The sequence below is a fragment of the Pseudomonas sp. W3I7 genome, from assembly GCF_030816095.1.
In the GTDB taxonomy this organism is placed as follows: Bacteria; Pseudomonadota; Gammaproteobacteria; order Pseudomonadales; family Pseudomonadaceae; genus Aquipseudomonas; species Aquipseudomonas salomonii.
On record NZ_JAUSXP010000001.1, the window covers coordinates 388098 to 414062 of the forward strand.

At 59.7% G+C, this 25965-nt stretch carries 26 protein-coding genes; 21 read left to right on the plus strand and 5 right to left on the minus strand.

Annotated elements, in window-relative coordinates; translation table 11 throughout:
• Positions 1 to 125 precede the first annotated feature (125 nt).
• The 7 genes from QF043_RS01915 to QF043_RS01945 all read left to right on the plus strand — a co-directional run bounded on the left by QF043_RS01915 (position 126) and on the right by QF043_RS01945 (position 8333).
• Positions 126 to 1679, plus strand: a complete 1554-nt coding sequence (locus tag QF043_RS01915; protein ID WP_307417319.1) for a hypothetical protein — start codon at positions 126 to 128, stop codon at positions 1677 to 1679.
• Positions 1633 to 3471, plus strand: a complete 1839-nt coding sequence (locus QF043_RS01920) for a hypothetical protein (RefSeq protein ID WP_307417321.1) — start codon at positions 1633 to 1635, stop codon at positions 3469 to 3471. Before QF043_RS01915 ends, QF043_RS01920 begins: the two co-directional genes overlap by 47 nt.
• Before the next feature lie 90 nt (positions 3472 to 3561).
• A complete protein-coding gene (locus QF043_RS01925) occupies positions 3562 to 4641 on the plus strand; it encodes a hypothetical protein (protein WP_307417323.1) in 1080 nt (359 codons plus the stop codon).
• A gap of 243 nt (positions 4642 to 4884) precedes the next feature.
• Positions 4885 to 5967 (plus strand): hypothetical protein, encoded by a 1083-nt coding sequence (locus tag QF043_RS01930; RefSeq protein ID WP_307417324.1) that lies wholly within the window; start codon positions 4885 to 4887, stop codon positions 5965 to 5967.
• Positions 5968 to 6080: 113 nt separating this feature from the next.
• The gene (mpl, locus tag QF043_RS01935) at positions 6081 to 7430 is read left to right on the plus strand and encodes a UDP-N-acetylmuramate:L-alanyl-gamma-D-glutamyl-meso-diaminopimelate ligase (protein WP_307417325.1); all 1350 of its coding nucleotides are present in this window, start codon (positions 6081 to 6083) and stop codon (positions 7428 to 7430) included.
• Entirely contained in the window at positions 7427 to 8056 is a 630-nt protein-coding gene (gene ubiX / locus QF043_RS01940) for a flavin prenyltransferase UbiX (protein WP_017136038.1), read from the plus strand. Before mpl ends, ubiX begins: the two co-directional genes overlap by 4 nt.
• Complete coding sequence (locus QF043_RS01945; RefSeq protein WP_307417327.1) at positions 8049 to 8333, plus strand: YceK/YidQ family lipoprotein; 285 nt, start codon at positions 8049 to 8051, stop codon at positions 8331 to 8333. The genes ubiX and QF043_RS01945 overlap by 8 nt, the downstream gene beginning before the upstream one ends.
• Before the next feature lie 114 nt (positions 8334 to 8447).
• On the opposite strand, the gene QF043_RS01950 is transcribed toward QF043_RS01945, so the two are convergent.
• The 3 genes from QF043_RS01950 to QF043_RS01960 all read right to left on the minus strand — a co-directional run bounded on the left by QF043_RS01950 (position 8448) and on the right by QF043_RS01960 (position 11398).
• Complete coding sequence (locus tag QF043_RS01950; protein ID WP_017136040.1) at positions 8448 to 9089, minus strand: oxidoreductase; 642 nt, start codon at positions 9087 to 9089, stop codon at positions 8448 to 8450.
• A 29-nt stretch (positions 9090 to 9118) separates the two neighbouring features.
• Complete coding sequence (locus QF043_RS01955) at positions 9119 to 10837, minus strand: C13 family peptidase (RefSeq protein WP_307417328.1); 1719 nt, start codon at positions 10835 to 10837, stop codon at positions 9119 to 9121.
• 105 nt (positions 10838 to 10942) lie between these two features.
• Positions 10943 to 11398, minus strand: coding sequence for a MaoC family dehydratase (locus tag QF043_RS01960; RefSeq protein ID WP_307417329.1), 456 nt, complete (start codon positions 11396 to 11398; stop codon positions 10943 to 10945).
• A 163-nt stretch (positions 11399 to 11561) separates the two neighbouring features.
• Between QF043_RS01960 and QF043_RS01965 the strand changes: the two genes are divergently transcribed.
• From QF043_RS01965 to QF043_RS01975, 3 genes are read left to right on the plus strand one after another with little or no spacing between them, the layout of a single operon-like run.
• Positions 11562 to 11915 carry a CidA/LrgA family protein gene (locus QF043_RS01965; RefSeq protein ID WP_307417331.1) on the plus strand — a complete coding sequence of 118 codons (354 nt, stop codon included), beginning with the start codon at positions 11562 to 11564 and terminating at the stop codon, positions 11913 to 11915.
• On the plus strand, positions 11912 to 12628 hold the full coding sequence (locus QF043_RS01970) for an LrgB family protein (protein ID WP_307417332.1): 717 nt from the start codon (positions 11912 to 11914) through the stop codon (positions 12626 to 12628). The genes QF043_RS01965 and QF043_RS01970 overlap by 4 nt, the downstream gene beginning before the upstream one ends.
• 21 nt (positions 12629 to 12649) lie before the next feature.
• Positions 12650 to 13243: an LON peptidase substrate-binding domain-containing protein gene (locus QF043_RS01975; RefSeq protein ID WP_307417334.1), complete on the plus strand. Its 594-nt coding sequence runs from the start codon at positions 12650 to 12652 to the stop codon at positions 13241 to 13243.
• Here the strand turns inward: QF043_RS01975 and QF043_RS01980 are convergent.
• Both QF043_RS01980 and QF043_RS01985 read right to left on the minus strand, forming a co-directional pair.
• Positions 13237 to 14553: a bifunctional DedA family/phosphatase PAP2 family protein gene (locus QF043_RS01980; RefSeq protein WP_307417335.1), complete on the minus strand. Its 1317-nt coding sequence runs from the start codon at positions 14551 to 14553 to the stop codon at positions 13237 to 13239. The genes QF043_RS01975 and QF043_RS01980 overlap by 7 nt on opposite strands.
• A 176-nt stretch (positions 14554 to 14729) precedes the next feature.
• A complete protein-coding gene (locus QF043_RS01985) occupies positions 14730 to 15413 on the minus strand; it encodes a DNA-3-methyladenine glycosylase (protein ID WP_307417336.1) in 684 nt (227 codons plus the stop codon).
• Between the two features lie 174 nt (positions 15414 to 15587).
• On the opposite strand from QF043_RS01985, the gene QF043_RS01990 reads away from it, so the two are divergent.
• The 11 genes from QF043_RS01990 to lipB all read left to right on the plus strand — a co-directional run bounded on the left by QF043_RS01990 (position 15588) and on the right by lipB (position 25961).
• Positions 15588 to 16853: a glutamate-5-semialdehyde dehydrogenase gene (locus tag QF043_RS01990; RefSeq protein ID WP_307417337.1), complete on the plus strand. Its 1266-nt coding sequence runs from the start codon at positions 15588 to 15590 to the stop codon at positions 16851 to 16853.
• On the plus strand, positions 16853 to 17497 hold the full coding sequence (gene nadD / locus QF043_RS01995) for a nicotinate-nucleotide adenylyltransferase (protein ID WP_056861963.1): 645 nt from the start codon (positions 16853 to 16855) through the stop codon (positions 17495 to 17497). Before QF043_RS01990 ends, nadD begins: the two co-directional genes overlap by 1 nt.
• A 69-nt stretch (positions 17498 to 17566) precedes the next feature.
• A complete protein-coding gene (rsfS, locus tag QF043_RS02000) occupies positions 17567 to 18061 on the plus strand; it encodes a ribosome silencing factor (protein ID WP_010206793.1) in 495 nt (164 codons plus the stop codon).
• A 9-nt stretch (positions 18062 to 18070) separates the two neighbouring features.
• The gene (gene rlmH / locus QF043_RS02005) at positions 18071 to 18538 is read left to right on the plus strand and encodes a 23S rRNA (pseudouridine(1915)-N(3))-methyltransferase RlmH (protein ID WP_003176297.1); all 468 of its coding nucleotides are present in this window, start codon (positions 18071 to 18073) and stop codon (positions 18536 to 18538) included.
• A 15-nt stretch (positions 18539 to 18553) separates the two neighbouring features.
• The gene (gene mrdA, locus QF043_RS02010; protein WP_056861964.1) at positions 18554 to 20452 is read left to right on the plus strand and encodes a penicillin-binding protein 2; all 1899 of its coding nucleotides are present in this window, start codon (positions 18554 to 18556) and stop codon (positions 20450 to 20452) included.
• A gap of 31 nt (positions 20453 to 20483) precedes the next feature.
• On the plus strand, positions 20484 to 21587 hold the full coding sequence (gene rodA / locus QF043_RS02015) for a rod shape-determining protein RodA (RefSeq protein WP_056861965.1): 1104 nt from the start codon (positions 20484 to 20486) through the stop codon (positions 21585 to 21587).
• 17 nt (positions 21588 to 21604) lie between these two features.
• Positions 21605 to 22615 (plus strand): lytic murein transglycosylase B, encoded by a 1011-nt coding sequence (gene mltB / locus QF043_RS02020; RefSeq protein ID WP_307417338.1) that lies wholly within the window; start codon positions 21605 to 21607, stop codon positions 22613 to 22615.
• Positions 22615 to 23616: a septal ring lytic transglycosylase RlpA family protein gene (locus QF043_RS02025; RefSeq protein WP_307417339.1), complete on the plus strand. Its 1002-nt coding sequence runs from the start codon at positions 22615 to 22617 to the stop codon at positions 23614 to 23616. Before mltB ends, QF043_RS02025 begins: the two co-directional genes overlap by 1 nt.
• A 173-nt stretch (positions 23617 to 23789) precedes the next feature.
• Complete coding sequence (locus tag QF043_RS02030; RefSeq protein WP_017136053.1) at positions 23790 to 24947, plus strand: D-alanyl-D-alanine carboxypeptidase family protein; 1158 nt, start codon at positions 23790 to 23792, stop codon at positions 24945 to 24947.
• An 85-nt stretch (positions 24948 to 25032) separates the two neighbouring features.
• A complete protein-coding gene (locus QF043_RS02035; RefSeq protein WP_307417340.1) occupies positions 25033 to 25314 on the plus strand; it encodes a DUF493 domain-containing protein in 282 nt (93 codons plus the stop codon).
• Positions 25314 to 25961, plus strand: a complete 648-nt coding sequence (gene lipB / locus QF043_RS02040; protein WP_056861968.1) for a lipoyl(octanoyl) transferase LipB — start codon at positions 25314 to 25316, stop codon at positions 25959 to 25961. Before QF043_RS02035 ends, lipB begins: the two co-directional genes overlap by 1 nt.
• The last annotated feature ends 4 nt before the right edge of the window (positions 25962 to 25965 follow it).

The following is a 25965-nucleotide window of genomic DNA, read 5'->3' on the forward strand; positions in this document are numbered from 1 at the left end:
CGGGCGATGGCAGTCGTCCGTAATACAGCGATAATATTTTTTTGGCCGCGCCTTGGATCTTCGTAAGTTGCATAACCACTCAACGTAGGAACTGCGGATAGCGACGTCGCGTTGAGGAGAGTTAAATGACGAATGTTTCAAGTTTTCCTACACCTTACGGTTTCTTTCCCTCCGCAGGCCCAGTGGACAATGCACCTGCTGCGGCTGCCGAAAAAGACATTCCAGGCATCGCCTGCGAGTCGACGCCTGCCGATGCGAGTAAGGCGCATAACGATGGGGCCCGCGATAAGCGCAGTGCGCAAGGGCCACAGAGTGTGGATACCGCCGCAGCCGCCGATGCTGAGTTAGCGAAAGCCTACGCAAAGGCGCTGGCGACTCGCTCCTTTGAAACATCAATCAGCCCACCGAACGTGCAAGTTCCTGCGCAATCCACCTTAGGGCAGTGGCGTGCATTGCTGGATAGTGCTCTGACCAGCTCGCGGTTTTTATCATGGGCGAACAAACATCAGGTTGATACAAAGCACTTGAAGCTGGACCCTGATCGCGGTGAATTGACCTGCGATGTGGGCGGTGAGCGTCACACCTTTTCCCTCTCGGATGTGTCCGGATGGGCTGATGTTTCGCGAACACTGCTGGCGATCGCCAAGGCATTGGCTACAGAGCCCGGTCAAACCCTGACGGTGCCTTGGCCAGAAGGCGAGGTAGCGTGGGATGTTGTAGGCAAGTTCTACGGGAAGCCGACTGACTTGACTCCGGCGCAGGCGATCGAGCACCGCGACGAGCTTCAAAAAAATACCAAGGTTCAATTCCCGCCCCTTCCTCACGCGTCGCTGAGATCCAGGAAGGCAATGGCTGAGCACCAGGAGGCGCTGGGAGACGAGGCTAATACGCAGGCACTCATCACAGCACTGAACAATCAGGTGGATGACGCCAGTGGAACGGTCGACCTCAGCAAGGTGATGGTTCCTATCGACCCTCGTTCCGCGTATTTCAACGACGGTGATCCATCGATTACTGAGGTCAGCGCCGAGCAACTGATTGAAGACTACCAGATGAATGTGCCGGAGAACGTTGAGCAGGCGCGCAACCTGGCCAATGCGCTGGACTTCGACTTCGCCGTCCGTGCGCCGAAGGCAGAACAAGGTGGCGCGCAACCTCTGACCCGAGGGTCGGAGCCCACGACACTGGACAATGCAAGCCGCGACCAGCTGCAACAAACTGTAGTGCAATGGAAAGCGCAGAATCCCGTCGGTCCATCAGGGGGGCAGTCCGGAGTAGGGTCGGATAGCTTGTTAGGACGCTTGCTAGGTTATCTTCCCGAGAACACCAGAAAGGCTATTCGCGATAATCCCGCAGCGGCGCTGGATGCAGTCACTCGGTCGCCCGAGGCCAGGGAGTTGGGCAAAAAAAATCCAGGTGGCGGTCAACGGAGTAGAAACACCCACGAGTGCCATAGAGTACCTGAGTGCGGCACTTGCACTCGAAATGGACCCGGCCGGGGGGGCGTCACGTTCCAATCTGGCGGGTTACAACCTTTACAGCCAAGAGAATGTCGGGGCTTCACCTGCGCAAATTGTGGGTCGTTTCATTCAGCATCTCGAAGGAAAAGTGGGGGCAGAACAGGCGCCAATCGTGGCGCGGTTGTTGTTATCGGTCTCTGCGCCCGAGTTGCTGGCTAAAGACCTGCCGCCGAGCCTCGTCTTTGGCTCACATACCTGGGTGACCTACGCCATCGACGCCTGGCGTATTGAAAAGCAAGTGCCGGGGAGCGTGGCCAATATGACGTACAGTCAAGTCATACTCTTCGGGCAAACAACACCGATTTCAACGCAGACTGAAAAGCAACTTAAAGAAGTACGGCGCCATCCAATGATGGATTGGGGGCGGGCAAATGAAGTGATCGGCGCTGAGCCGAAAGGCGAGTTCTCGGCCATAGATTACAACCTGTCAGTGACGGCGATGCTTAAACAGCAAAAAGAGCTTGAATGGGCGTCTGGGGTGTTGAAAAGTAAGCCAACCACCCGCGAAGCGTTGGCGCTGACGGAATTGGAGAGGGTGTTTGGTAAGGATATAGATTTCAAAAAGAAGGTCATCGTAGACAGTCGCGAAGTGTGGCCGGACATTAAAAAATATTCGCTGCTGGACCTCTATATGTCGGGGCACTTGGGCCAGAAAGTCTGGAAGTCAACCGACGAAAAAGCAGTGCCGTACGACACCATGCGACATAAATTTTCACAGCTGGCGGACATTAATAAAACGTTTGAGGACGAGTTTGCGAAGTTTAGGGCGAGGCATGAGTTGGCCTTTAATACCTTGTTCAGGTATCACCTGTCTTTAATGCCGGTGGCGGATCGAGAAGTTTTTAATAACGCCAATATCAGCTTTTTGGCCGTGCGGGAGCCTTACAAGGTTGATAGTCATGTCAGGGTGACCGGCCAGCGGGTTTATTACCCTGCCGGGAAGCCGAGCCCGAAAGAGACGAAGGCTCTGACGGGGCATCATGGTTTACTGATAAGGGCCAACCTGGGTAATGGGCAGATACGTTATTACAGCTATTTTCCCGGTGAAAGCAAAATCATCAGTGAGCCTGGGTTGACCCAACCGGTCCTGAACAAGCCCCAGGAACCCTGGAAGCCATCGCACAATGATCCAGGTGACGAACTGGGTTTTGACGACCGGCCATATCATGGGGAACCGGCCAGGGAAAAAGGCTCGACGTCGCTTGTTTTAGTCGAATTGATAGCGCCGCCAGACAAGGACCGTGCGTCAGCGAAGGTGCCTTCTGATTCGGCTGACGGGTTGCACGGTAGTTATTTTTCCGCGAGAAGCCAAGCACTGGGAAAAACGGTAAGTACTCACTTTACCTCTGACCTTGACGACCTCAAGAGTGCGGCCAATGGCGTGACCGAGCGGGAGAAGGAAATCGCGAAGAACAAGAAACTGACGGGGTTTTTTCTGAGCCTTGTTCCTTTCTATGATGGGGTGGTTGCGGCCATTAACGGGAATGTCGCCGGGGCTGTTCTAGAGTTTGGGTTTGATGCTTTTGGTTTTCTTCTGCCAGGTGGTAAAGGCGTAATGAGAGGGTTGAAAGCTGGCCACGGCGTGTTGAAATCCATCGCCAAGGGCGTGTTCAAGGGGCTGGGTGCATCGTTTGGCTACGGTGATTTTTTTGATGGATCAAAGAATTTTAAAAAAGGACTCAACGTACTGGGACGCGGCAGCAGAAAAGTGCATTCGTCGGGGCGCAAGCTGCTGGGCGCGGGTATTAGAAGTTTTGATGAAAATAAAGTTTATAAGCATCGAGATGTCGTCAGTAATTTTTACTATAAGCAGTTTGGCAACCCAGCAAAAATGGGACCTGTGACGGCGATTTTTTTACATGGCGCCTGGTACGCTTACAATATAGTTACGAAAACACCGGCCGGAGTACAGATGGTGCAGTATGGTGTTGTTCAGGCGGTTAAACCTTAAGCGGGGTGGAACTTTTTCAGGTGGATTTGCCACCTATATGACAAGAGGAATGGATGACTTCTTAATGTCAACTAATTGTTAGGTGAGTTCATGAATCTTGTAAATTCTGCATTGCCCGCTTTCCCGCATACCCTGTCAGAGCAGCCTGTCGATGTGCCGGCCAAGACAGCTGAAGTAAACGCTGCCGCTGTAGCACCTGCGAGCGTTAATCAACTTGCTGCATCAAGCTCGGGCGGTGCTGATAAGGCAGCCGAATATGAAATGGTTGCTACTGAGGGCGACCGTTTTAACCGGAGTAAGCGCGGGCTTGGTAAACTTCTCAAAAAAAGCCCCCCCTCTGTTGGGGGCGGTGGTAAACGTCCAGGCGGCGGTAAGGCGCCTGACGAGCATAAGCTTCCTCGAACCCATGGTCAGGGGCCTGGGACTTCCGGTAGCAGTAAGTATGAACAGGAAGTTAAGCAGGAGCAAGCTGACTATAAACCTAAAAACGATGCATCGAGTAAGATTGGAAAGGAGGACGTTGATCAAGTAAAACCTCCCGTCTTTAAATCCACCCTGCATGTCCCGGGCGCGCATATCAACGGACGGCCGGTTCCAGAGTTTTCTAGTGCGGAGCTAAAAAAAGCAAATACAGAGTTACAAGAGGCTCACAAACACCCAGACGCTGAACTTGAGCCGGTCAAGAAAAACAAAGCAAGATATAAAAGGTACGCCAAAAAAACTGCCCTGGCGGTGGCGGGTGCGGCCGTTGCGGGGTTCACGGCAGGGGGGACTGCCGCTATTATCGAAGAAGTTAAAAGTGCGTATAGGAAAAACCCGGCAGATGTGACAGCCGCAGCCATTCGTGATGCTCGCATTGTCGACAGGGTTCAAGAAGATGTATTTAGTGCTCACAATGCGCTAAATCAATTGCATGGCGTACAAAAATTGGTTGTTCCTTCTGAGTGGAGTTTAAAGTCTAACGATGAGCGTATGATTTCTCTTGAGAGTCTCGTTATTGACATGGAGAAAGAGTATCGGGATTTGGCTAAACAGTATGATGTTGAGTCCTCGTTCACGCCGACTCGTAACGATGACACGAGTGTTGAAGGTCGTGCGAAAGCCATTGAGGCAAGGCTGGCTGTTATCACTGCGCTGAGTAAAGAGTTGGCAGGGAAAATTAAGCCTTGAGGTGCATGCGTGACAGAGTTTTTTGTAAAGTCTTGAGCCGTTCTTAGGTTCTATTTGAAGGCGAGCAGTCGTCGGTATTGGCACTTTACGCTTGTAGGCTTACTGCCGCCTTCAGCGTTAAAGTGCCCATGTCGTACAGCCTGTGTGGATAATTGGCTGGAACCTCGATGAAGCGGTTGCCCACTTAACTAGGGCAACAGCTTAGAGTGTTTTCATACAATAACAATCACGCGGGTTAACACTATGAACATTACCCCTTCGATGCCTCCTTTCATTCCTCTGCGACCTGTATACGACGGCAAGCCTGCTGCGCAGTCCGAGTCGTATAAGGGCGACCCCGCCGACGAGCCTTTGGCGCCGGACAAGTGGCAGGTCAAAAGCAAAAACCTCAGCTTTAAGTGGTGGGGCGGCAGAGGCGGGCCGAGGCCACCATCGCCACCATCGTCACTGCCATTGCCACCATCGCCGCGCCCGCCTGTGCCGCCTAGGCCCAAGCCGGATCCAAAGCCTGCTCCACCGATCAAACCCGGGCCTGCACCCAAGCCCTCGGGTGGCGGCTTCAAGGACGTGAGCAAGGCTGTTATTCACACCAATAAAATCAAGGCCCATGACGAGCTGATGATGGCCAATCTACGCAAACAGGCGCCCATCAATGTTGCCGAGGCGGCCAAGCGCGTGATCGATGCGGACAGCCTGGTCAAGTCCGGTGTGATTTCGACTGGACCAAACGCCCTGCGGGTGGCTCGTGATGCGGCGATCAGCGCCGGTATCACCGGGCTTGTCAGTGCGCCGATCAATGTCGGCGCCTACGCAGGCTCCGTTGCCGCCGGTGAGAAGATCAAGTCCTCCTACGCTCCCGGTGTATTGCCGCCGCCGTTTTTGCCGAGCGCCACCCCCTCTCCCAAGCCAGATGTGCCTGTCGAACCCGTCGACTCGCCCCCCGCCCCGACGGACACACTCGGTGCGCGCCTGGATGATGTCGAGATGAAATTGTTGGGCATGGCCTCAACCGTCATGCTTCTGGTGGGCGAGAAAGACCGCGTCTATACCAAGGATGAACGTTGGCCAACCGATGACAGCGGACGCTTGAGTAATCTTGAAAAGTTACTGGGCCTTACTGAGCAACAGTTTAAAAAAGCCGCCCGGCAAAACAGCATTGTTTTTAAACCTTATAAACCCAGAGAACAAATTCCAGCCGACGCAAAAGGGCGTCTTGACCTGATTGAAAAGAAGCTTGAGCGCATGATCGAGTCTTATGAAAACCTGCGCCTGCTCGCTGCGGTTAAAGCCAGCCAGCGCGAATCCGAGGCCTCTGCCACCGCGTGAACATCGCACCACCGAGCGAAGTGCCTGGCGCATTTCGCTCACGCTGCAACCGTTTAAAAGGTGCGATTTCCTACTCCCTGCGCTAACCTGCCTCGATGTTTACGAGGTCAACTATGCACATTCATATTCTGGGTATCTGCGGCACATTCATGGGTTCGATGGCGGTTTTGGCCAAAGAGCTGGGCCATCACGTCACCGGCTCCGACGCTAATGTCTACCCACCCATGAGCACCCAGCTGCAGGCCCAGGGTATTGAGTTGACCCAAGGCTACGACCCCGCACAATTCGACCCGGTCCCGGACCTGGTTGTCATCGGTAACGCCATGTCCCGTGGCAATCCGGCGGTCGAATATGTACTCAACAAAGGTTTGCCGTATGTCTCCGGCCCGCAGTGGCTGGCCGACCATGTGCTGCAAGGCCGTTGGGTACTGGCGGTGGCGGGCACCCATGGCAAGACCACCACCAGCAGCATGCTGGCCTGGGTCTTGGAACACGCGGGCATGAGCCCGGGCTTTTTGATTGGTGGGGTGCCGCAAAACTTCTCGGTGTCGGCGCGCCTGGGCGATACGCCGTTTTTTGTGATTGAGGCCGATGAGTACGACAGCGCCTTCTTCGACAAGCGCTCCAAATTTGTCCACTACCGCCCGCGCACAGCGATCCTGAACAACCTCGAGTTCGATCACGCGGACATTTTCCCGGATCTGGCCGCCATTGAGCGCCAGTTCCACCATTTGGTGCGCACCATCCCAAGCGAAGGCCTGGTGATTCATCCAACCACCGAGCCCGCCTTGCAGCGCGTGATCGACATGGGCTGCTGGACGCCGGTGCAAACCACCGGCGCGGGTGGGCAATGGCAGGTCAACTTGCTCAGTGAAGACGGCTCGCGTTTTGAAGTGCTGTTTGAAGGTGAGGCCCAAGGCATTGTCGACTGGGGCATGACTGGCCAGCACAATGTCGCCAACGCTTTGGTTACCCTGGCAGCCGCTCGTCATGTGGGCGTGGTGCCTGCCATGGGCATCGCGGCATTGAGCGCGTTCAAGAGCGTGAAACGCCGCATGGAAAAAGTCGCTGATGTGAACGGGATTACCATCTACGACGACTTTGCCCACCATCCAACCGCCATCGCGACCACGCTGGATGGCCTGCGCAAGCGTGTCGGTGCGGCCAACATCATTGCCATTATCGAGCCGCGCTCCAACTCCATGAAGCTCGGCGCGCACCGTGATGGTTTGCCGGAAAGCGTCAACGACGCCGACCAGGTGGTCTGGTACGCCCCGACCAACCTCGGTTGGGACCTGCCGGCGATTGCGGCGCTGTGCACCGTGCCTTCTATCGTGTGCGACTCCATCGAGGGCATCATTGAGCACGTCAAACATCAAGCCAAGCCCGGCACCCACGTGGTGGTCATGAGCAACGGCGGCTTTGGTGGCCTGCACGGTAAATTGGCCGAGGCGCTCAAATGAGCGGCCCGGAACGCATTACCCTGGCGATGACGGGCGCATCCGGTGCGCCTTACGGCCTGCGCCTGTTGGACTGTCTGGTACGTGAAGACCGCGAGGTGCACTTCCTGATCTCCAAGGCCGCGCAACTCGTATTGGCCACCGAGACGGATGTGCAGCTGCCGGCCAAGGTGCAGATGATGCAAGCCTTCCTCACCGAATACACCGGCGCGGCGGCCGGGCAGATCAAGGTTTACGGTAAAGAGGACTGGATGTCACCGGTAGCGTCCGGTTCGGGTGCGCCGGCGGCGATGGTGGTGGTGCCATGCTCCACCGGCACCTTGTCGGCGATTGCCACGGGCGCCTGCAATAACCTGATCGAGCGGGCGGCGGACGTGACCTTGAAGGAGCGCCGCCAGTTGATCCTGGTGCCCCGCGAGGCGCCGTATTCGAGCATTCACCTGGAGCACATGCTCAAGTTGTCGAACATGGGCGTGACCATCTTGCCGGCCTCGCCAGGGTTTTATCACCAGCCGCAAACCATCGATGACCTGGTGGACTTTGTGGTGGCGCGGATTCTCAACCTGCTGAACATTCCCCAGGACATGCTGCCACGTTGGGGCGAGCACCATTTGAGCAGCGATGAATAAGGCGCTGCTGGTGGTGTTGGCGCTGCACCTGACGGGCTGCGCCACGGCGCGCACACTGGACGCTGCGCAACCTGGGGCGCCAGTGGTGTATGCCGGCACGCGGCTGGATTTGTATGCGATCAATGGCGGCTGTTGCGCCAAGGACCGGTTTGGCGCTGAGGCACCGAGCTATCCGCATGTGGACCTGCCGGCCAGCGCGTTGCTCGATACCTTGTTGTTGCCGTTGTCGGTATTGACGGTGTTGGGGGTGGGGTTCAACGCAACTGGCGGGCTTTAGTGTTGTATTGAATGCGCCGGCCCTATCGCGGGCAAGCCCGGCTCCCACAGGGGAATGCATTCCAAAGGTGGGAGCTGGCTTGCCTGCGATGGCGTGGGCACAGGCGCCGCAAAATTACTTGCCGAGCTTGCGCAACTCATCCGACTCCACCACCCGCACGCCATCCTGCTCTTCCAGCGCCAGGCGCCACATGGCGCGGGCCAGTTCGCAGACTTCGATGCCGTGGTATTTGCCCGGAATCAACCGCGACAACGGCCCGGCGATTTTCTCGGCCAGACGTGACTCCAGGCGTTCCCCCAACAGCAACGAAGGCCGCACGATGGTCAGTTGCGGCCAGTCCTGGGCCTTGAGCGCCTGTTCCATTTCGCCTTTGACGCGGTTGTAGAAAATCGAGGATTTCGGGTCGGCGCCAATTGCGCTGATTACGATCAAGTGCCGCGCGCCCATTTCCCGTGCGCGCTTGGCGAAGGCCACTACCATGTCCAGGTCGACTGCGCGGAAGGCTTCTTCTGAGCCGGCTTTTTTAATCGTGGTGCCCAGGCAGCAGAAGGCGATATCGACCTGGCCGCTCAGTTGCGGCAGGAACACCGCCGGGTCGCCCACCGGGTTTTCCAGGTGCGGGTGTTCGGCCAGTGGCTTGCGGCTAGGTGCCAGTACGCGAGTCACCGTGGGCTCGTTGAGCAGACGGTCGAGCAGGTGTTCGCCGGTCAGGCCGGAGGCGCCGGCGAGCAGGATATGCTGAGGTGTCAGGTACATGGTGTTTCCCCCTTGTTACACGTTACAGCTTAGTTGCCTTTGGCTTCCTTGCTATTCATTGAGACGCTTTCGAGCGCCTTTCGTGCCTGCTGTTTACGTAACAATTGCCAGTGTGCGATCACGCCTTTGGGCGCCCAGATCTGCGGTTCAGAGGCTTCGAAGTTGTCCGCCTGTTCACGCTCGGCCACATGCAACTGCGCCAGTTTGAAGGCTTGTTGCAAATCGTCGGTCTGGTTGAAGGCCTGGGCGAACAGGGCGTCGCCGAAGTAGGTGAAGTCCGCTTCCTCGGAACAACCGAAGGACACGCGATCCGCGCGCGAGGCGGTCATGATCAGGGTGTGTTCGTCTTTTAAGGCCGGGATAAACCCACCGGAATAACAGGCGGAAATCACGATGATCTTGTCACGCTCCTTGAGCGGCGCAAGCACGGCGGCCAGCTCATCGGCGGGCAGGTCGGCCAGTTCCATGCGCGGCTGGTCGAGCACCAATTCGTGTTCGTGGGTGCCGTGACTGGTCATGTAGATAAACACCAGGTCTTGCGGCCCGGTGCGCTCGGCCAGGGTTTGCACGGCGCGGCGCAGGCTTTCGCGGGTGGCCAACGGGCGGTCGGCGATGTGGTCGCGATGGTTGACCAGGCGGATCTGCCCGCGCGCGCCGAAGCGCGTAGCGAGCATGTTGCTGACGTAATCGGCTTCGCGCAGGAACACGCTTTGTTTGCCATCGCCGGCCAGCACCAGGGTGTACAGCTCGACGGCAGGCGTGGAAGGTGGCACGGCGGCGAGGGCAGCATCGAGCAAGCGGCCTTGGGCCAGTACGCCGACCTCCAGTGGGTCGGGCAGCAACTTGCCGTCGGCGTCGCGCACGCGCATGCCGTTGACCCAGGTGCCGGCCTGCACGGTGCCGTCGGTGAGCACCAGGGTGCCCTTGCCTTGATAGCTGTCGCTGTCGAAACCGCCGACATAGAAACTGCCGTCGGTGAGGTTCAGACGGCCTTCGCCGCTGAAGCGCCATTCGCTGAACTGGCCCACGTAGTGGCTGCCGTCCACGCCAATCAGCTCGCCTTTGCCGCTGAGCGCGCCCTCCTTGAACTGGCCGATCCACACGTCGCCGTCGGCGTTTTCATAACGGCCCTTGCCGTTGAGCTGGTTCTGTTTGAACTGGCCGACATAGATATCGCCGTCGGCACTGTTGAAGGTGCCATTGCCCTCAAGCTGGCCGTCGACAAAGCGGCCACTGAACTGGTTGCCGCTGTCGTCGTTGCGCTGGCCTTCGCCATTGGGTTTGCCGTGCACGAACTGGCCCTGGTACTGGCTGCCGTCGGCCAACTCCAGGCGGCCAAGGCCGGAATATTGATCGTTTTTGAATTCGCCGCGATAGGTCATCTGCCCCTCTTTGAGGGTGCCTTCGCCGTTGCGTCGCCCGTTCTTGAACCCGCCGACGTAGCTGCTGCCCGCCGTGGTCAGGCTGCCCTGGCCGTCGAACAGGCCTTGCTGGAACTGGCCTTTGTAGACCTCGCCGTTGCTGCCATGCCATTCGCCCTGGCCATGCCACTGGCCTTTGTCGAACTGGCCGGCGTACCAACTGCCGTTGGGGTAGTCCACGCGGCCCTGGCCTTGCAGCAAACCGTTGACCACATCACCCCGGTAACGGCCGCCGTCGGGCAGGCGCGCATCGGGCGGCAACAGCGATTCGCCGTCTCCGCAAGCGGTGAGCAACAGGGCAAGGGCAAGGGGAGCGAGTGGGCGCATAGCGGGATCCGGATAATTAAGCGCCGAGTATGCCGCAGCTGCGAGTTTCATACATAAATTTACATACACTGTGGCAAGGTTTATTGCCTCGCCACAGGCACGGCCTTACACGAAGCAGAGTGACAACGACTCGGCAATGTAAGCAGGTTTTTCCTGGCCTTCGATTTCCAGGGTGGCGGTGGCCTTAAATAGCCATTGGCCAGGTTTTTTCTCGGTCACGTCGGTGAGGGTGACGTTCAGGCGGACCCTGGAATCGACCTTCACTGGCTGGATAAAACGCACGCTGTCCAGGCCATAGTTGACGGCCATCTTCAGGCCTTCGGGCATGATCAGGATGTCTTCCATCAGCTTGGGCATCAACGACAGCGACAGGAAGCCGTGGGCGATGGTGCTGCCAAACGGGGTCTTGGCGGCCTTGACCGGGTCGACGTGGATGAACTGATGATCGCCAGTGGCTTCGGCGAACAGGTTGATACGCGCCTGGTCGATGGTGAGCCAATCGGAACGTCCCAGTTCCTTGCCGACATAATCTTTGAGCTGCGCTACAGGTACATAGGGCATTGCGACTCTCCTTGGTTCATCGATTCTGTTTTTATGGGTTGCAGAGAACCAATGTAGATCATCATGGGCAACCCACCCGGTCAACCCACCATGCTTTTGGCGAATGCCGAAGCATACGGTGGGCGTGCTTATAATGCGTCCCAGCTTTAGAGGGGAGAGAGCGATGCTGTTACGGGGCCTGACCTGGCTGGTGTTGTTTCAATTGATCGGCACCGCGATCAACCATTTGCTGTTGCCGGTGCTGCCGGGGCCGATTATCGGTTTGCTGCTGATGCTCGGTTTTTTGATCTGGCGCGGTGAAGTCGGCGAGCCCCTGAGCCTGGCCGCCAGCAGCCTGTTACGTTATTTGCCGTTGCTGCTGGTGCCGCCGGCGGTGGGTGTGATGGTCTACGCCAAGGACATTGCCGCCGATTTCTGGGCCATCATCGGCGCGCTTGTTTTGTCGCTGGTGATCGCCATGGGCCTTGTCGGCGTGCTGATGCAGCAGATGGTCAAGCGAAAGGAGAAGGACCAATGAGCGTCGACTGGCAGGGCGCGTGGTCGGCGGTCATTCATCACCCCTTGTTCGGCATCGGCATCACGCTTGGCGCCTATCAACTGGTGCTGGCGGCATTCGAGAAAGCCCGCTGGATTTTCCTGCAACCGGTGCTGGTGTCGATGCTGCTGGTGATCGGCGTGTTGCTCAGCTGCGGCCTGACCTACGTCGAATACCGCAAGAGCACCGAGATCATGGGCATCCTGCTCGGCCCGGCGACGGTGGCCCTGGCGGTGCCGCTGTTCTTGAACCTGCGACGGATTCGTCAATTGTTCTGGCCGATTTTTACTACGCTGGTGATAGGCGGCGTGGTGGCTACCGGCTTGTGCGTACTGCTGGGCTGGTGGTTCGGCGCTGAACATATGATGCTGATGACCATGGCGCCGAAGTCGGTGACCTCGCCGATTGCCATGCTGGTGGCCGAGCAGATCGGTGGCGTGGCCGCGCTGGCGGCGGTGTTTGTGCTGATCACCGGGGTGATCGGCGCGATGATCGGCCCGGCGTACCTGTCGCGCCTCGGTGTGCACAGCCCCGAGGCGCGCGGCATGGCGTTGGGCATGACCGCCCACGCCGTCGGCACCTCGGTGGCCTTGCAGGAAAGTGAAGAGTGCGGCGCCTTTGCGGCGCTGGCCATGAGTCTGATGGGCGTGGGCACGGCGGTTTTCCTGCCGTTGGCCGTGTCGGTGATCGTTTAAACCAGGTTTAAGGAAACCTTTATGAGTCTGGCGCTGTTCCCGCTCAATACCGTGCTGTTCCCTGGCTGCACCCTCGACTTGCAACTGTTCGAGGCGCGCTACCTGGACATGATCAGCCGCTGCATGAAAAAGGGCGAAAGTTTTGGTGTGGTGTGCATCCTCGACGGCAAGGAAGTCGGCATGGCACCGGACGGCTACGCGCTGATCGGCTGTGAAGCGCTGATCCGCGATTTCAAGCAGCAGGACAACGGCCTGCTGGGGATTCGTGTCGAAGGTGGTCGCCGCTTCCGTGTACGCGACGCCGGCGTGCAGAAGGACCAGTTACTGGTAGCCGAGGTGCAATGGCTCGAAGAACAGCCCGACCAGCCTTTGGAAGAAGAGGACGCTGACCTGCTGGCGCTGCTCCAGGCCCTGGCCGAGCACCCAATGGTGGCCTCGCTGGACATGGACGCCCATGCCGATGGCCAGCAAGCCTTGGGCAATCAGCTGGCGTATCTGCTGCCGTTCACCGAGGCCGACAAGATCGACCTGCTGCAACTCGATGACCCGCAGCAACGCCTGGATGCGATCCAGATGTTGCTCGACGAGTTGCAGGGCGAACTCTTCACTCAGTAGGCGTAGCGCAGCAACGCGTGGGGGGTGCCGGTGAAGGCGATAAAACCGAGCACCGCGACCACCACCGGCAACATCCACCACCAGACCTTTTGCGGCATCGCCGGCAGTGGGCTGCGGTACTGGCTGGCGCCCAGGCTGAAGGCGCACACCGTCATCGCCAGCAAGGTGCCGGCCAGGATGTCCGTGGGCCAATGCGCGCCCAGGTACACCCGCGACAAGGCAATGAAGGCGGCGGGAATACAGCCCAGCAGCATCCAGGTCAGGCGCAGGCGCGTGGGTTGCCCGCGCCCGGCCAGCACTGCCAGCGCGAGAAAGAATGCAAAGGCGCCGGAGGCGTGGCCGCTGGGCATGCTGAAACTGGTCAGTGGCTCTGTGAGGATTTCCGGGCGGCCACGGGCGAAGAACAGCTTGGTGCCGGTGTTGATCACCGCCGCCCCCGCCAACGTGGCGCCGACGAACACGGCATGCCGCCATTGCCGCGCCACCAGCAGCAGGCCGGTGAAAATCGCGCTGGCGATAAACATCTTCCGGAACTCACCCAATTGGGTCATCCGCACCATCACCTCGTCCAGCCATGGGCTGCGGTGCTCCTGCACCAGCGCACTGAGGCCCTGGTCGAAGTGATTGAGGTGGGGATAGCCGATAAACAGGGCGATCAACAACGTCAGGCTGGCGCAACCGACCCACAAGGTGGCACGACGATGGCCGCGCAGGCTGCTGTTCAAGCTCAGCCCCAGCAACACCGCGATACACCCGGCGACAATCCCGGCTTCCAGCCAGAAACCTTCCGGCAGCGGCAGGCGGAAGGCCGCGCCGGTGGCCCAGCCCGGCAGCAGGTAGGCCACCGACCAGCCGGCGGCGGCCACGATGCTCACGGCGGCAAAGCGTGGGAACGGCATGTCGCACATGCCTGCCACCATCGGCAACATAGGGCGCAACGGGCCGATGAACCGCCCGACCAGCAGGCTGGCGATGCCGTATTTATGGAAGTAGGTTTCGGCGCCGTTCATCCATTCCGGATGGTGGCGTAAACCGGGCAGGCGGCGGATGTTCTGATGGAAGTGTCGGCCCAGGTAGTAGGAAACCCCGTCGCCCAGCAAACCGCCGAGAAAGCCCAGCAGCAAGGTTTCACTCAACGACAGCGCACCGCTGCCGGCCAGGGCCGCAATGGCAAACAGCAATACCGTGCCTGGCACGATCAGACCGGCGATGGCCAGGCACTCAACGCACGCGACGATAAATACCGCCACCGCCAGCCATTCGGGGTTCAGTGTGAGCCAGCCGGTAATGCTATCGAGCCATTGGCCCATAAAACTTCACTCCATTTATGCAAGACATAACCTGAGTCAGTGGAGATCAACTGTGGGAGCGGGCTTGCTCGCGAATGCGGTGTGTCAGCTACGGCTTCCTTTACTGATACACCGCATTCGCGAGCAAGCCCGCTCCCACATTCGATCTGCTGCGCTGCCGGTTTTGATGTTCGCAGTCAAATCAAAAAATAATCACGGCCTTCGACCTGGCCCCGGCGCAGCGGGTTCCGCGTGCAATAAGGCGCATAACCCGCGTCCACAAAGCGGTACATCAGGTGCTCATCACGCCCGCTGGGGATGCCCAGGCGGGTGGTCTGGATGATCTGCGTCGGGGTTTGGCCCACGTCTTCAACAAACAGCAGTTCCTGGTCGAAGCGCTTGGCGTCCCACATCGGCACCTTCAGGCCCAGTGCTTTGCACAGCAGCGTTTGGCCGGCGCAGAGCTTTTGCGAGGGGCGTGGGTGGCCATTGGCGTCCGGGTTGTTGAGCAGCATCTGCGCCAGGCTCGCCGGGCCGGACAGCTCATCGACCCACGGGTAAGCCGATTTGATCAGTACCGCATTGCCGGGGCCGTGGGCGCTGAAGTTCAGCGAATCGCCGCCACGGGCGTAGTACATGTAGATGTGCCCACCATCCAGAAACAAAGCCTTACGCTTTTCTGTGTAGCCGAGTGAGGCATGGCTGCCTTTTTCGGCCACGTAATAGGCTTCGGTTTCGATAATTCGCGCCGAAAGCCAGGTTTCACCGACGCGGTGGCGGATGACTTTGCCGAGCAATTCGCGCGCAAGTAGTTGCGCGTCACGGTCGAAGAAGCTGTCGGGCAGGGCGCTGGCGGGGAGCTGGGGGGCAAAACTGGACATGGCGGCACGGGTTAATACGGCTAAATGTGACCGAATCATAACAACTCCCACCTTAATTACCGCTGAACCCCAAGTTTTTACAGTTCATTTCGACCATCCGCCCCTCACCGCTGTCAGTCGAGCGGCGTCACAGCTATAATCTGCCGCTTTCCTCTTTGCCAAGACTCCCTGACCATGACTGAGTCCGTTCTTGACTACATGACCCGCCTGGGTCGCGCTGCCCGGCAGGCCTCGCGGTTGATCGCCCGTGCGAGCACTGCGCAGAAGAACCGTGCCTTGCTGGCTGCCGCCGATGCTCTGGATGCTTCGCGCTCCGAGTTGGCCGCCGCCAACGAACTGGACCTGGCCAACGGCCGCGCCAATGGCCTGGAGCCGGCCCTGCTGGACCGCCTGGCGCTGACCCCGGCACGTATCGACGACATGATCGAAGGTCTGCGTCAGGTGGCCAAGCTGCCTGACCCCATCGGTGAAATCCGCGATATGCGCTACCTGCCTTCCGGCATTCAGGTCGGCAAGATGCGCGTGCCGCTGGGCGTGATCGGTATCATCTATGAGTCGCGCCCGAACGTGACCATCGACGCCGCGAGCCTGTGCCTCAAGTCAGGCAACGCCACCATCCTGCGTGGCGGTTCCGAGGCCATTCACTCCAATCGCGCCATTGCTGTGTGCATTCAGCAGGGCCTGGCCGTGGCCGAGCTGCCGGCTGAAGTGGTGCAGGTGGTGGAAACCACCGACCGCGCTGCCGTAGGCGCGTTGATCACCATGCCGGAATTCGTCGACGTGATCGTGCCGCGTGGTGGCAAGAGCCTGATCGAGCGCGTCAGCCGTGATGCCAAGGTGCCAGTTATCAAGCACCTGGACGGCGTGTGCCATGTGTACATCGATATCGCGGCCGATATCGACAAGGCGATCCGCATCGCCGACAACGCCAAGACCCACCGCTACGCGCCGTGCAACACCATGGAAACCCTGCTGGTGCACGTCGGCATTGCCGAGCGCGTGCTACCGCCGCTGGCTGCCATTTACCGTGACAAGGGCGTGGAACTGCGCGGCTGCGAACGCACCCGTGCATTGCTGGGCGCGGACGTGCTCGAAGCGACTGAAGACGACTGGTACACCGAGTACACGGCGCCGATCCTGTCGATCCGCATCGTCGACGACCTGGACCAGGCCATCGAACACATCAACCAATACGGCTCCAAGCACACCGACGCTATTGTTTCCGAGCATTTCAGCGATGCCCGGCGTTTCCTCACCGAAGTGGATTCCGCCTCGGTGATGATCAACGCCTCGACGCGTTTTGCCGACGGCTTCGAGTATGGCCTGGGGGCGGAGATCGGCATTTCCACCGACAAGCTCCACGCACGCGGCCCTGTTGGCCTGGAAGGCCTGACCAGCGAGAAGTACGTGGTGTTCGGCGACGGTCATGTGCGCACTTGATGGGTAAACGCATCGGGCTGCTCGGCGGCACCTTCGACCCCGTGCACATCGGCCATTTGCGCAGTGCCCTGGAAGTCGCGGATGCCCTCGCGCTGGATGAGTTGCGCGTGATGCCCAATGCGCGCCCGCCTCATCGCGATATGCCGCAGGTGTCTGCGCAGCAACGCCTGGAGATGGTGCGCCTGGCTGTAGACGGCATACCGCCGCTGGTGGTGGACGACCGCGAACTCAAACGCGATAAACCGTCCTACACTGTCGACACCCTGGAACTGATGCGCGCCGAGTTGGCCGCAGATGACCAGTTGTTTCTGCTTTTGGGCTGGGACGCATTTTGCGGCCTGCCCTCTTGGCATCGCTGGGAGGAACTCCTCCAGCATTGCCACATCCTGGTTTTGCAACGCCCGGATGCCGACAGCGAATCGCCGGATGCCTTGCGCAACCTGCTGGCCGCGCGATCGGTAAGTGACCCCTTGGCCCTGACCGGGCCGAACGGGAATATTGCATTCGTCTGGCAGACCCCGCTTGCGGTGTCCGCCACCCAGATCCGTCAACTGCTGGCCAGCGGGAAGTCGGTACGTTTCCTGGTGCCTGACGCGGTCCTGGCCTACATCGATGCGCACGGGCTTTACCGTGCGTCGAACTGAAAAGGCGCGCTTGATCGCACGAACATTCGTGCAGCGAGCGCCCGAACATACGAGCAAAACGAGTTTTATATGACGAACAAAGACGTAAGCAAAGTTAAGCGCAAAGGCACTTTCAAAAGCGCCCCGCTGCCAGTAGAAGCGCACACCGGCCCTGAGCTGGCTGGCGAAGAACTGGTAAAAGTCGCCGTGGCGGCCCTGGAAGACGTTAAAGCCCAGGACATCCAGGTGCTGGACGTGCGCGACAAGCAAAGCATCACCGACTACATGATCATTGCCACCGGTACCTCCAACCGCCAGATCGGCGCGATGCTCGACAAGGTTCGCGAAGCCGTCAAAGCCCAGGGCGTCAAGCCACTGGGTGAAGAAGGCAAGGGCGACAGCGACTGGGTATTGCTGGACATGGACGACGTGATCGTTCACATGATGACCAGCAACGCCCGTCAGTTCTACGACCTGGAGCGTCTGTGGAAAGGCGCCGAGCAGAGCCGTGCGGCGGATGGCAAGCACCACAGCCCGGAAGTGGGCCACGCGCACTTCGACAAGCTCAACAAAGACCAGGAATAAGGAACGGCTGTGCGCCTGCGTCTGATCGCTGTCGGTTCACGCATGCCCAAGTGGGTGGAAGAAGGCTGGCACGAGTATGCCAAGCGTCTGCCCGCTGAGCTGTCGCTGGAGCTGGTGGAAATACCGCTCAACACCCGGGGCAAGAATGCCGACGTGGCGCGCTTTATCCGTCAGGAAGGCGAAGCCATGTTGGCCAAGGTCGGCCCCAATGAGCGCATCGTCACCCTCGAGGTGCACGGCAAGCCCTGGAGCACCGAGCAGTTGGCGGTGGAACTGGACCGCTGGCGCCTGGACTCGCGTACCGTCAACTTCATGGTCGGCGGCCCCGAAGGGCTGGCGCCGGAAGTCTGCGCGCGGGCGGACCAGCGCTGGTCGCTGTCGGCTCTCACGTTGCCGCACCCGTTGGTAAGGATTCTGATCGGTGAACAGCTGTATCGCGCCTGGACAGTTCTGTCCGGGCACCCTTACCACAAATAATCTGCGCCATTGCCGATGACCCAGCCGATCCGCATCAAGGACCACGAGAAAGACGCACGTCTGGTACGCGCGCGCGTGGTGTTTGGCGCTTTTTTGGTGGTGGGTTTGATTGCGGTGCTGATTGCGCGCCTGTATTACCTGCAGGTGATCCAGTACGACTATCACTCCACGTTGTCGGAAAACAACCGGGTGCATGTGCAGCCGATCCCGCCGACCCGCGGGCTGATTTTCGACCGCAATGGCGTAGTGGTTGCAGACAACCGGCCCAGTTTCAGCCTGAGCATGACCCGCGAGCGTTCCGGCGACTGGCAGCAGGTCCTCGACGTGATCGTCGAGGTGCTGCAACTGACGCCGGAAGACCGCGTGATCTTCGAAAAACGCATGAAGCAGGGGCGTCGGCCGTTCGAGCCGGTGCCAATCCTGTTCGAGCTCAATGAAGAACAGATCGCGCGCATCGCGGTGAACCAGTTCCGTTTGCCGGGTGTGGAAGTGGTGGCGCAGTTGGTGCGGCATTACCCGCAAGGGGCACACTTTGCGCACTCGGTGGGCTACATGGGGCGCATCAACGAGAAAGAGCTGAAAAGCCTCGATCCGGTGAATTACAGCGGCACCCACCATATTGGCAAAACCGGCATCGAGCGTTTCTACGAGCCGGAGTTGCACGGCCAGGTGGGTTACGAAGAAGTCGAGACCAACGCCCGTGGCCGCGTGCTGCGCGTGCTCAAGCGCACCGACCCGATCCCCGGCAAAGACATTGTGCTGAGCCTGGATATCAAGTTGCAGGAAGCCGCGGAGATGGCGCTCGGCGGTCGTCGTGGCGCCGTGGTGGCGCTTGACCCGGCCACTGGCGAAGTGCTGGCGATGGTCAGCCAGCCGAGTTTCGACCCGAACCTGTTTGTGACCGGTATCAGCTTCAAGGCCTATGCCGAGTTGCGTGATTCCATCGACCGGCCGCTGTTCAACCGCGTACTGCGCGGGCTGTACCCGCCGGGTTCGACCATCAAGCCGGCGGTGGCGATTGCCGGCCTGGATTCGGGTGTGGTCACGGCCTCGAGCCGCGTGTACGACCCCGGCTACTACATGCTGCCCAACTACGATCACAAATACCGTAACTGGAACCGCACCGGTGACGGCTATGTCGACCTGGACACCGCGATCATGCGTTCCAACGACACCTATTTTTATGACCTGGCCCACAAGCTGGGGATTGATCGGCTGTCTGCCTATATGGGCAAGTTCGGCCTTGGTCAGAAAGTCTCCCTGGATATGTTCGAAGAATCCCCTGGCTTGATGCCGTCGCGGGAGTGGAAGCGCGCGACCCGTCGCCAGGCATGGTTCCCGGGCGAAACCCTGATCCTCGGCATCGGCCAGGGCTACATGCAGGCCACACCGCTGCAACTGGCCCAGGCCACGGCGCTGGTGGCCAACAAAGGCGTGTGGAACCGCCCGCACTTGGCCAAAACCATCGAAGGCGAAAAGCCTGTGGATGAAAACCCGATTCCGGACATTGTGCTGCGCGACCCGTCCGACTGGACCAAGGTCAACCACGGCATGCAGCAAGTGATGCACGGCGCCCGTGGCACGGCGCGCAAGGCCGCGGTCGGTGCGCAATACCGCATTGCCGGCAAAAGCGGTACGGCCCAGGTGGTCGCGATCAAGCAGGGCGAGAAATATGACCGCTCCAAGGTTCAGGAGCGTCACCGCGACCACGCCTTGTTTGTCGGCTTTGCGCCGGCCGACGCCCCGAAAATCGTGGTGGCGGTGATGGTCGAGAACGGCGAGTCCGGCTCCGGCGTCGCGGCGCCTGTGGTGCGCCAGATCATGGACGCCTGGCTGTTGGCCGACGACGGCAGGCTTAAACCCGAATATGGCGGCCCCCCTTCAAGTACCGAGGTTACGGCCCGTGAAGAGTAATTTTGACCGCATCCTCTCCAGTGAGGATGTGATGCGTCGCCGTGCGACGTTGCTGCAGCGCCTGCACATTGATGGCCCGCTGTTGATTTTGCTGCTGACCCTGGCGGCCGGCAGCCTGTTCGTGCTGTATTCGGCCAGCGGTAAAAACTGGGACTTGCTGATCAAGCAGGCGTCGTCGTTCGGCCTGGGTCTGTTGTCGATGGTGGTTATCGCCCAGCTGGAGCCGCGTTTTATGGCGCGCTGGGTGCCGCTGGGGTATGTCGTTGGTGTTTTGCTGTTGGTGGTGGTGGACGTAATGGGTCACAACGCCATGGGCGCGACGCGCTGGATCAACATTCCTGGCGTGATTCGCTTCCAGCCGTCGGAATTCATGAAGATCCTGATGCCGGCGACCATCGCCTGGTATTTGTCCAAGCGCACCTTGCCGCCGCAGCTCAAACACGTGGGCATCAGCCTGATATTGATCGGCGTGCCGTTCATCCTGATTGTGCGCCAGCCCGACCTCGGCACCTCGCTGCTGATCCTGGCGGGCGGGGCGTTCGTGCTGTTTATGGGTGGCCTGCGTTGGCGCTGGATCCTCAGCGTGCTGGCCGCAGCGATTCCGGTGGCGGTGGCCATGTGGTTCTTCTTTATGCACGACTACCAGAAGCAGCGGATCCTGACGTTCCTTGATCCGGAGAGCGACCCGCTGGGCACCGGCTGGAACATCATCCAGTCCAAGGCGGCGATTGGTTCCGGGGGCGTATTTGGCAAAGGTTGGTTATTGGGTACCCAGTCACACCTGGACTTTTTGCCCGAAAGCCATACCGACTTCATCATTGCGGTAATGGGTGAAGAGTTCGGCCTGGTGGGCATTTGCGCGCTGTTGCTGATCTATTTGCTGCTGATTGGTCGCGGCCTGGTGATTACCGCCCAGGCGCAGACGCTGTTTGGCAAATTGCTCGCCGGCAGCCTGACCATGACTTTTTTTGTTTACGTTTTCGTCAACATCGGTATGGTCAGTGGCCTGTTGCCGGTGGTTGGGGTGCCGTTGCCGTTCATTAGCTACGGCGGAACTTCGCTGGTGACATTGATGTCAGCGTTTGGGGTTTTGATGTCGATTCACACGCATCGCAAGTGGATCGCGCAGGTTTGAATAAGGTGAAGATGTCAATGCAAGTAATGCGCGGCTGGGCGACTCGGCACGCGTCCTGGATGGGCCTGATTGGGCTCCTGGGCGCGACGCAAGAGGTGCAGGCCGGTGACTACGATGGTTCACCCCAGGTCGCCGAATTTGTCGGTGAAATGACCCGCGACTACGGTTTCGCCGGTGAACAGCTGATGGGCGTGTTCCGTGAAGCCCAGCGCAAGCAGGCGATCCTTGATGCGATCTCGCGTCCCGCCGAGCGCGTCAAACAGTGGAAAGACTACCGCCCGATGTTCCTCACCGACGCCCGCGTGGCGCGTGGCGTGGATTTCTGGCGCCAGCACGAAGCGGTACTGGCGCGCGCCGAGCAGGAATACGGCGTGCCAGCCCAGGTTATCGTCGCCATCATCGGTATCGAAACCTTCTACGGGCGCAACACCGGCAGTTACCGGGTGATCGACGCCTTGTCGACCTTGGGCTTCGATTACCCGCCGCGCGCCGAGTTTTTCCGCAAGGAGCTGCGTGAATTCCTGCTGCTGGCCCGCGAAGAACAGGTCGACCCGTTGACTCTCAAGGGCTCCTACGCCGGTGCGATGGGCCTGCCGCAGTTCATGCCGAGCAGTTTCCGGGCGTATGCGGTGGATTTCGACGGCGACGGCCACATTAATATCTGGAGCAACCCGGACGACGCCATCGGCAGCGTGGCCAGCTACTTCAAGCGCCACGGCTGGGTGGCCGGTGAACCGGTGGTGATCCGCGCCGATGTCACCGGCGAGCACGCCGACGAAGGTTTGACCCAAGGTATTGAGCCGGTCAAGACCGTCGGGGAGTTGCGAGCGCTGGGCTGGTCGAGTCAGAATGCGCCACGCGATGATATGCCGGTGACGGCGTTCCGCCTCGAAGGCGCAAACGGCCCGGAATACTGGATGGGCCTGAAGAATTTTTACGCAATCACGCGTTATAACCGCAGTGTGATGTACGCCATGGCCGTGCATCAGCTGTCAGACATGCTGGTCCAAGCACGGGGCAACAAGTAATGCGGGTATCGCCGTTCCAAAAACCGCTCACGCTGGTGGCGTTCGCCGCGTTGTCCTTGCTGGTTGTCAGTTGTTCCTCCACCACCAGCCGTGCTCCGGCGCCGAAGGGCGGGGCTATCGTGCGCGCCCAGCCGGGCCTGGACATCAACCGCGCGCACAAAGACGGCGCGCCGTGGTGGGATGTCGACGTATCGAAGATCCCGGATGCCACGCCGACCCTGCACACCGGGCCTTACAAAGCCAACCCGTATACCGTGCTGGGCAAGAATTACTTCCCGCTGCAGGATTCCAAGACCTACTCGCAAACGGGCACGGCGTCCTGGTACGGCACCAAATTCCATGGCCAGAACACCGCCAACGGCGAAGTGTATGACCTGTACGGCATGAGCGCGGCCCACAAGACCTTGCCGCTGCCCAGCTATGTACGCGTGACCAACCTGGACAACCACCGCACGGTGATCCTGCGGGTCAACGACCGTGGGCCGTTCTATTCGGACCGGATCATCGACTTGTCCTACGCCGCCGCGAAGAAACTCGGTTATGCCGAAACCGGCACCGCGCGCGTGAAAGTCGAAGGTATCGACCCGGCGCAGTATTGGGCTCAGCGTGGCAAACCGGCGCCATTGATGCTCAACGAGCCGCAAACCCCGCAACCGCAAGTGACCGCCTCGGCGGGCAAGATCGAGCAGTGGACCCCACCACCGGCGCAGCACGCACCGGACACGGTGGTGGTGCCGCATGCAGCGCCAGGCGCATCTACAGTCGGCGGCCAGTACCTGCAGGTCGGCGCTTTCGCCAACCCGGATGCGGCAGAACTGTTAAGGTCCAAGCTCAGCGGCATGGTCAGCGCGCCAGTGTTTATCAGCTCCATCGTGCGTAACCAGCAAACCCTGCACCGTGTGCGCATGGGCCCGATTGGTTCGCCAAGTGAAGTGGCGCAGGTGCAGAACAGTGTGCGCCTGGCCAACCTGGGGCAACCCAGCGTCGTCACGGCTGAATAAGTAAAAGGATTGATGGTTCAGGTTCGCCTGAACCGAGGTTGTTGGCTCGTTGAACAATAAAAACCCAGGGGCAAGGGGTGAGCGGGCAACCGAACACGCGACAGTCTGGCAGCGGGCTGTCTGAATAGTTTTGCCCGCGAGGGCAAGTTTCCATAAGCAATTTCGAGAGACGGATGAACATCACCACCTTAGCCAAACGCACGTGCCTGCTTCTTTCGCTGATCATTACCCCGGCCGCCTGGGCGGTGGAAATGGTGCCAGCTTCCCCGCAACTGGCCGCCAAGGCCTGGGTCCTCATGGATGCCGCCAGCGGCAACGTGCTGGTCGAGAACAACGGTGACCAGCGCCTGCCCCCGGCCAGCCTGACCAAACTGATGACGGCCTACATCGCGACCCTGGAAATCCGTCGCGGCCAGATCGGCGAGAATGACCCGGTTACCGTCAGCGAAAATGCCTGGCGCACCGGCGGTTCGCGGATGTTCATCAAGGTCGGTTCGCAAGTGACCGTGAGCGACCTGCTGCACGGCATCATCATCCAGTCCGGTAACGACGCCAGCGTGGCCCTGTCCGAGCACATCGCCGGCAGCGAAGACGCGTTCGCCGACTTGATGAACAAGACTGCCGGCGACCTGGGCATGACCAACAGCCACTTCATGAACCCGACCGGCCTGCCGAACCCGGAGCACTACTCGTCGGCTCACGACATGGCCGTACTGGCTCGCGCGATCATCCGTGTCGACCCGGTGCACTACGCGATCTACTCCCAGAAGGAATTCTTCTGGAACAACATCAAGCAGCCTAACCGTAACCTGCTGCTGTGGCGTGACAAGACCGTCGACGGTCTGAAAACCGGCCACACCGACGAAGCCGGCTACTGCATGGTGTCGTCCGCCGTACGTGATGGCCAGCGCCTGATCGCCGTGGTATTTGGCACCAACAGCGAGCAGGCCCGTGCGGCCGAAACGCAAAAACTGCTGACTTACGGCTTCCGTTTCTTCGAAACCCAGACCTTCTACCAGAAGGGCGCCGAGCTGGCTCAAGCCCCGGTATGGAAAGGCGCGACCCATCAAGTCAAGGCCGGCCTGGCCGATGACCTGACCCTGACCATGCCTAAAGGCCAGCTGAAAAAGCTCGCGGCCAGCATGACCATGAACCCGCAGTTGGTTGCTCCAATCGCCAAGGGTGACGTGATCGGTAAAGTCGAAGTGAAGCTGGACGACAAGGTGGTGCACAGCGCCGACCTGATCGCACTGGACGCCGTTGACGAAGGTGGTATCTTCCGCCGCGTGTGGGATAGCATCCGTCTATTCTTCTACGGCTTGTTCAACTGATTGTGCGCACCTGCAAAGCCCCGCGTTGATCCAGCGCGGGGCTTTGCCCGTCGCCACGGCTTAGCGCTTACGAGGCTGTTCTGCCATGACCGATAAAGAAGTAGAAGTAAAGGCGCCAAAGATCGAATTCCCCAACGTGGACTATCCCGTCAAGGTGATCAGCGATACCGGTGTAGGCAACAAAGACAGGATTCTCGAGATCGTGCGTAAACACGCGACGATCAACGACAACCGGGTGGACGAGCGTTTGAGTTCCAACGGTAAGTACACCACGATCCAGTTGCACATCGTGGCGACCGGTCAAGACCAGCTCTACGACATCAACAGTGAACTGCGGGCCACCGGCTTCGTGCACATGGTGTTGTGATGTCACAGGTCCTGGGCTTTCGCGAGCTCGGCCAGATGGCCTACGAGCCGGTCTGGCATGCCATGCAGCGCTTCACCAACGAGCGCGGCACCTCGGCCCCGGATGAAATCTGGCTGGTGGAACACCCGCCGGTCTTCACCCAGGGCCAGGCCGGCAAGGCTGAGCATCTGCTGCTGCCGGGTGATATTCCGGTGGTGCAGGTCGACCGAGGTGGCCAAGTGACTTACCATGGCCCTGGTCAGCTTGTCGCTTATCTATTGCTGGACGTACGCAAGCTGGGCTATGGCGTACGTGACCTGGTAAGCCGCATGGAGGCTTGCCTGATCGAGCTGTTGGCCAGTTACGGCGTCACTGCCGCGGCCAAGCCCGATGCACCCGGTGTATACGTGGACGGCGCGAAAATCGCCTCCCTCGGTTTGCGCATTCGCCATGGTTGCTCCTTTCATGGCCTGGCCCTGAATGTGGACATGGACCTGGCGCCGTTTCGGCGCATCAACCCGTGCGGTTACGCCGGGCTTGCGATGACTCAACTGAGCGACCACGCCACACCGATTAAATTTGCCGAGGTAAGTGCCCGGCTGCGTGCGCAGCTCGTCAAACACCTCGACTATGCTGAGCAGACGACCCTTACGGGCGGAATCGACTGATTAT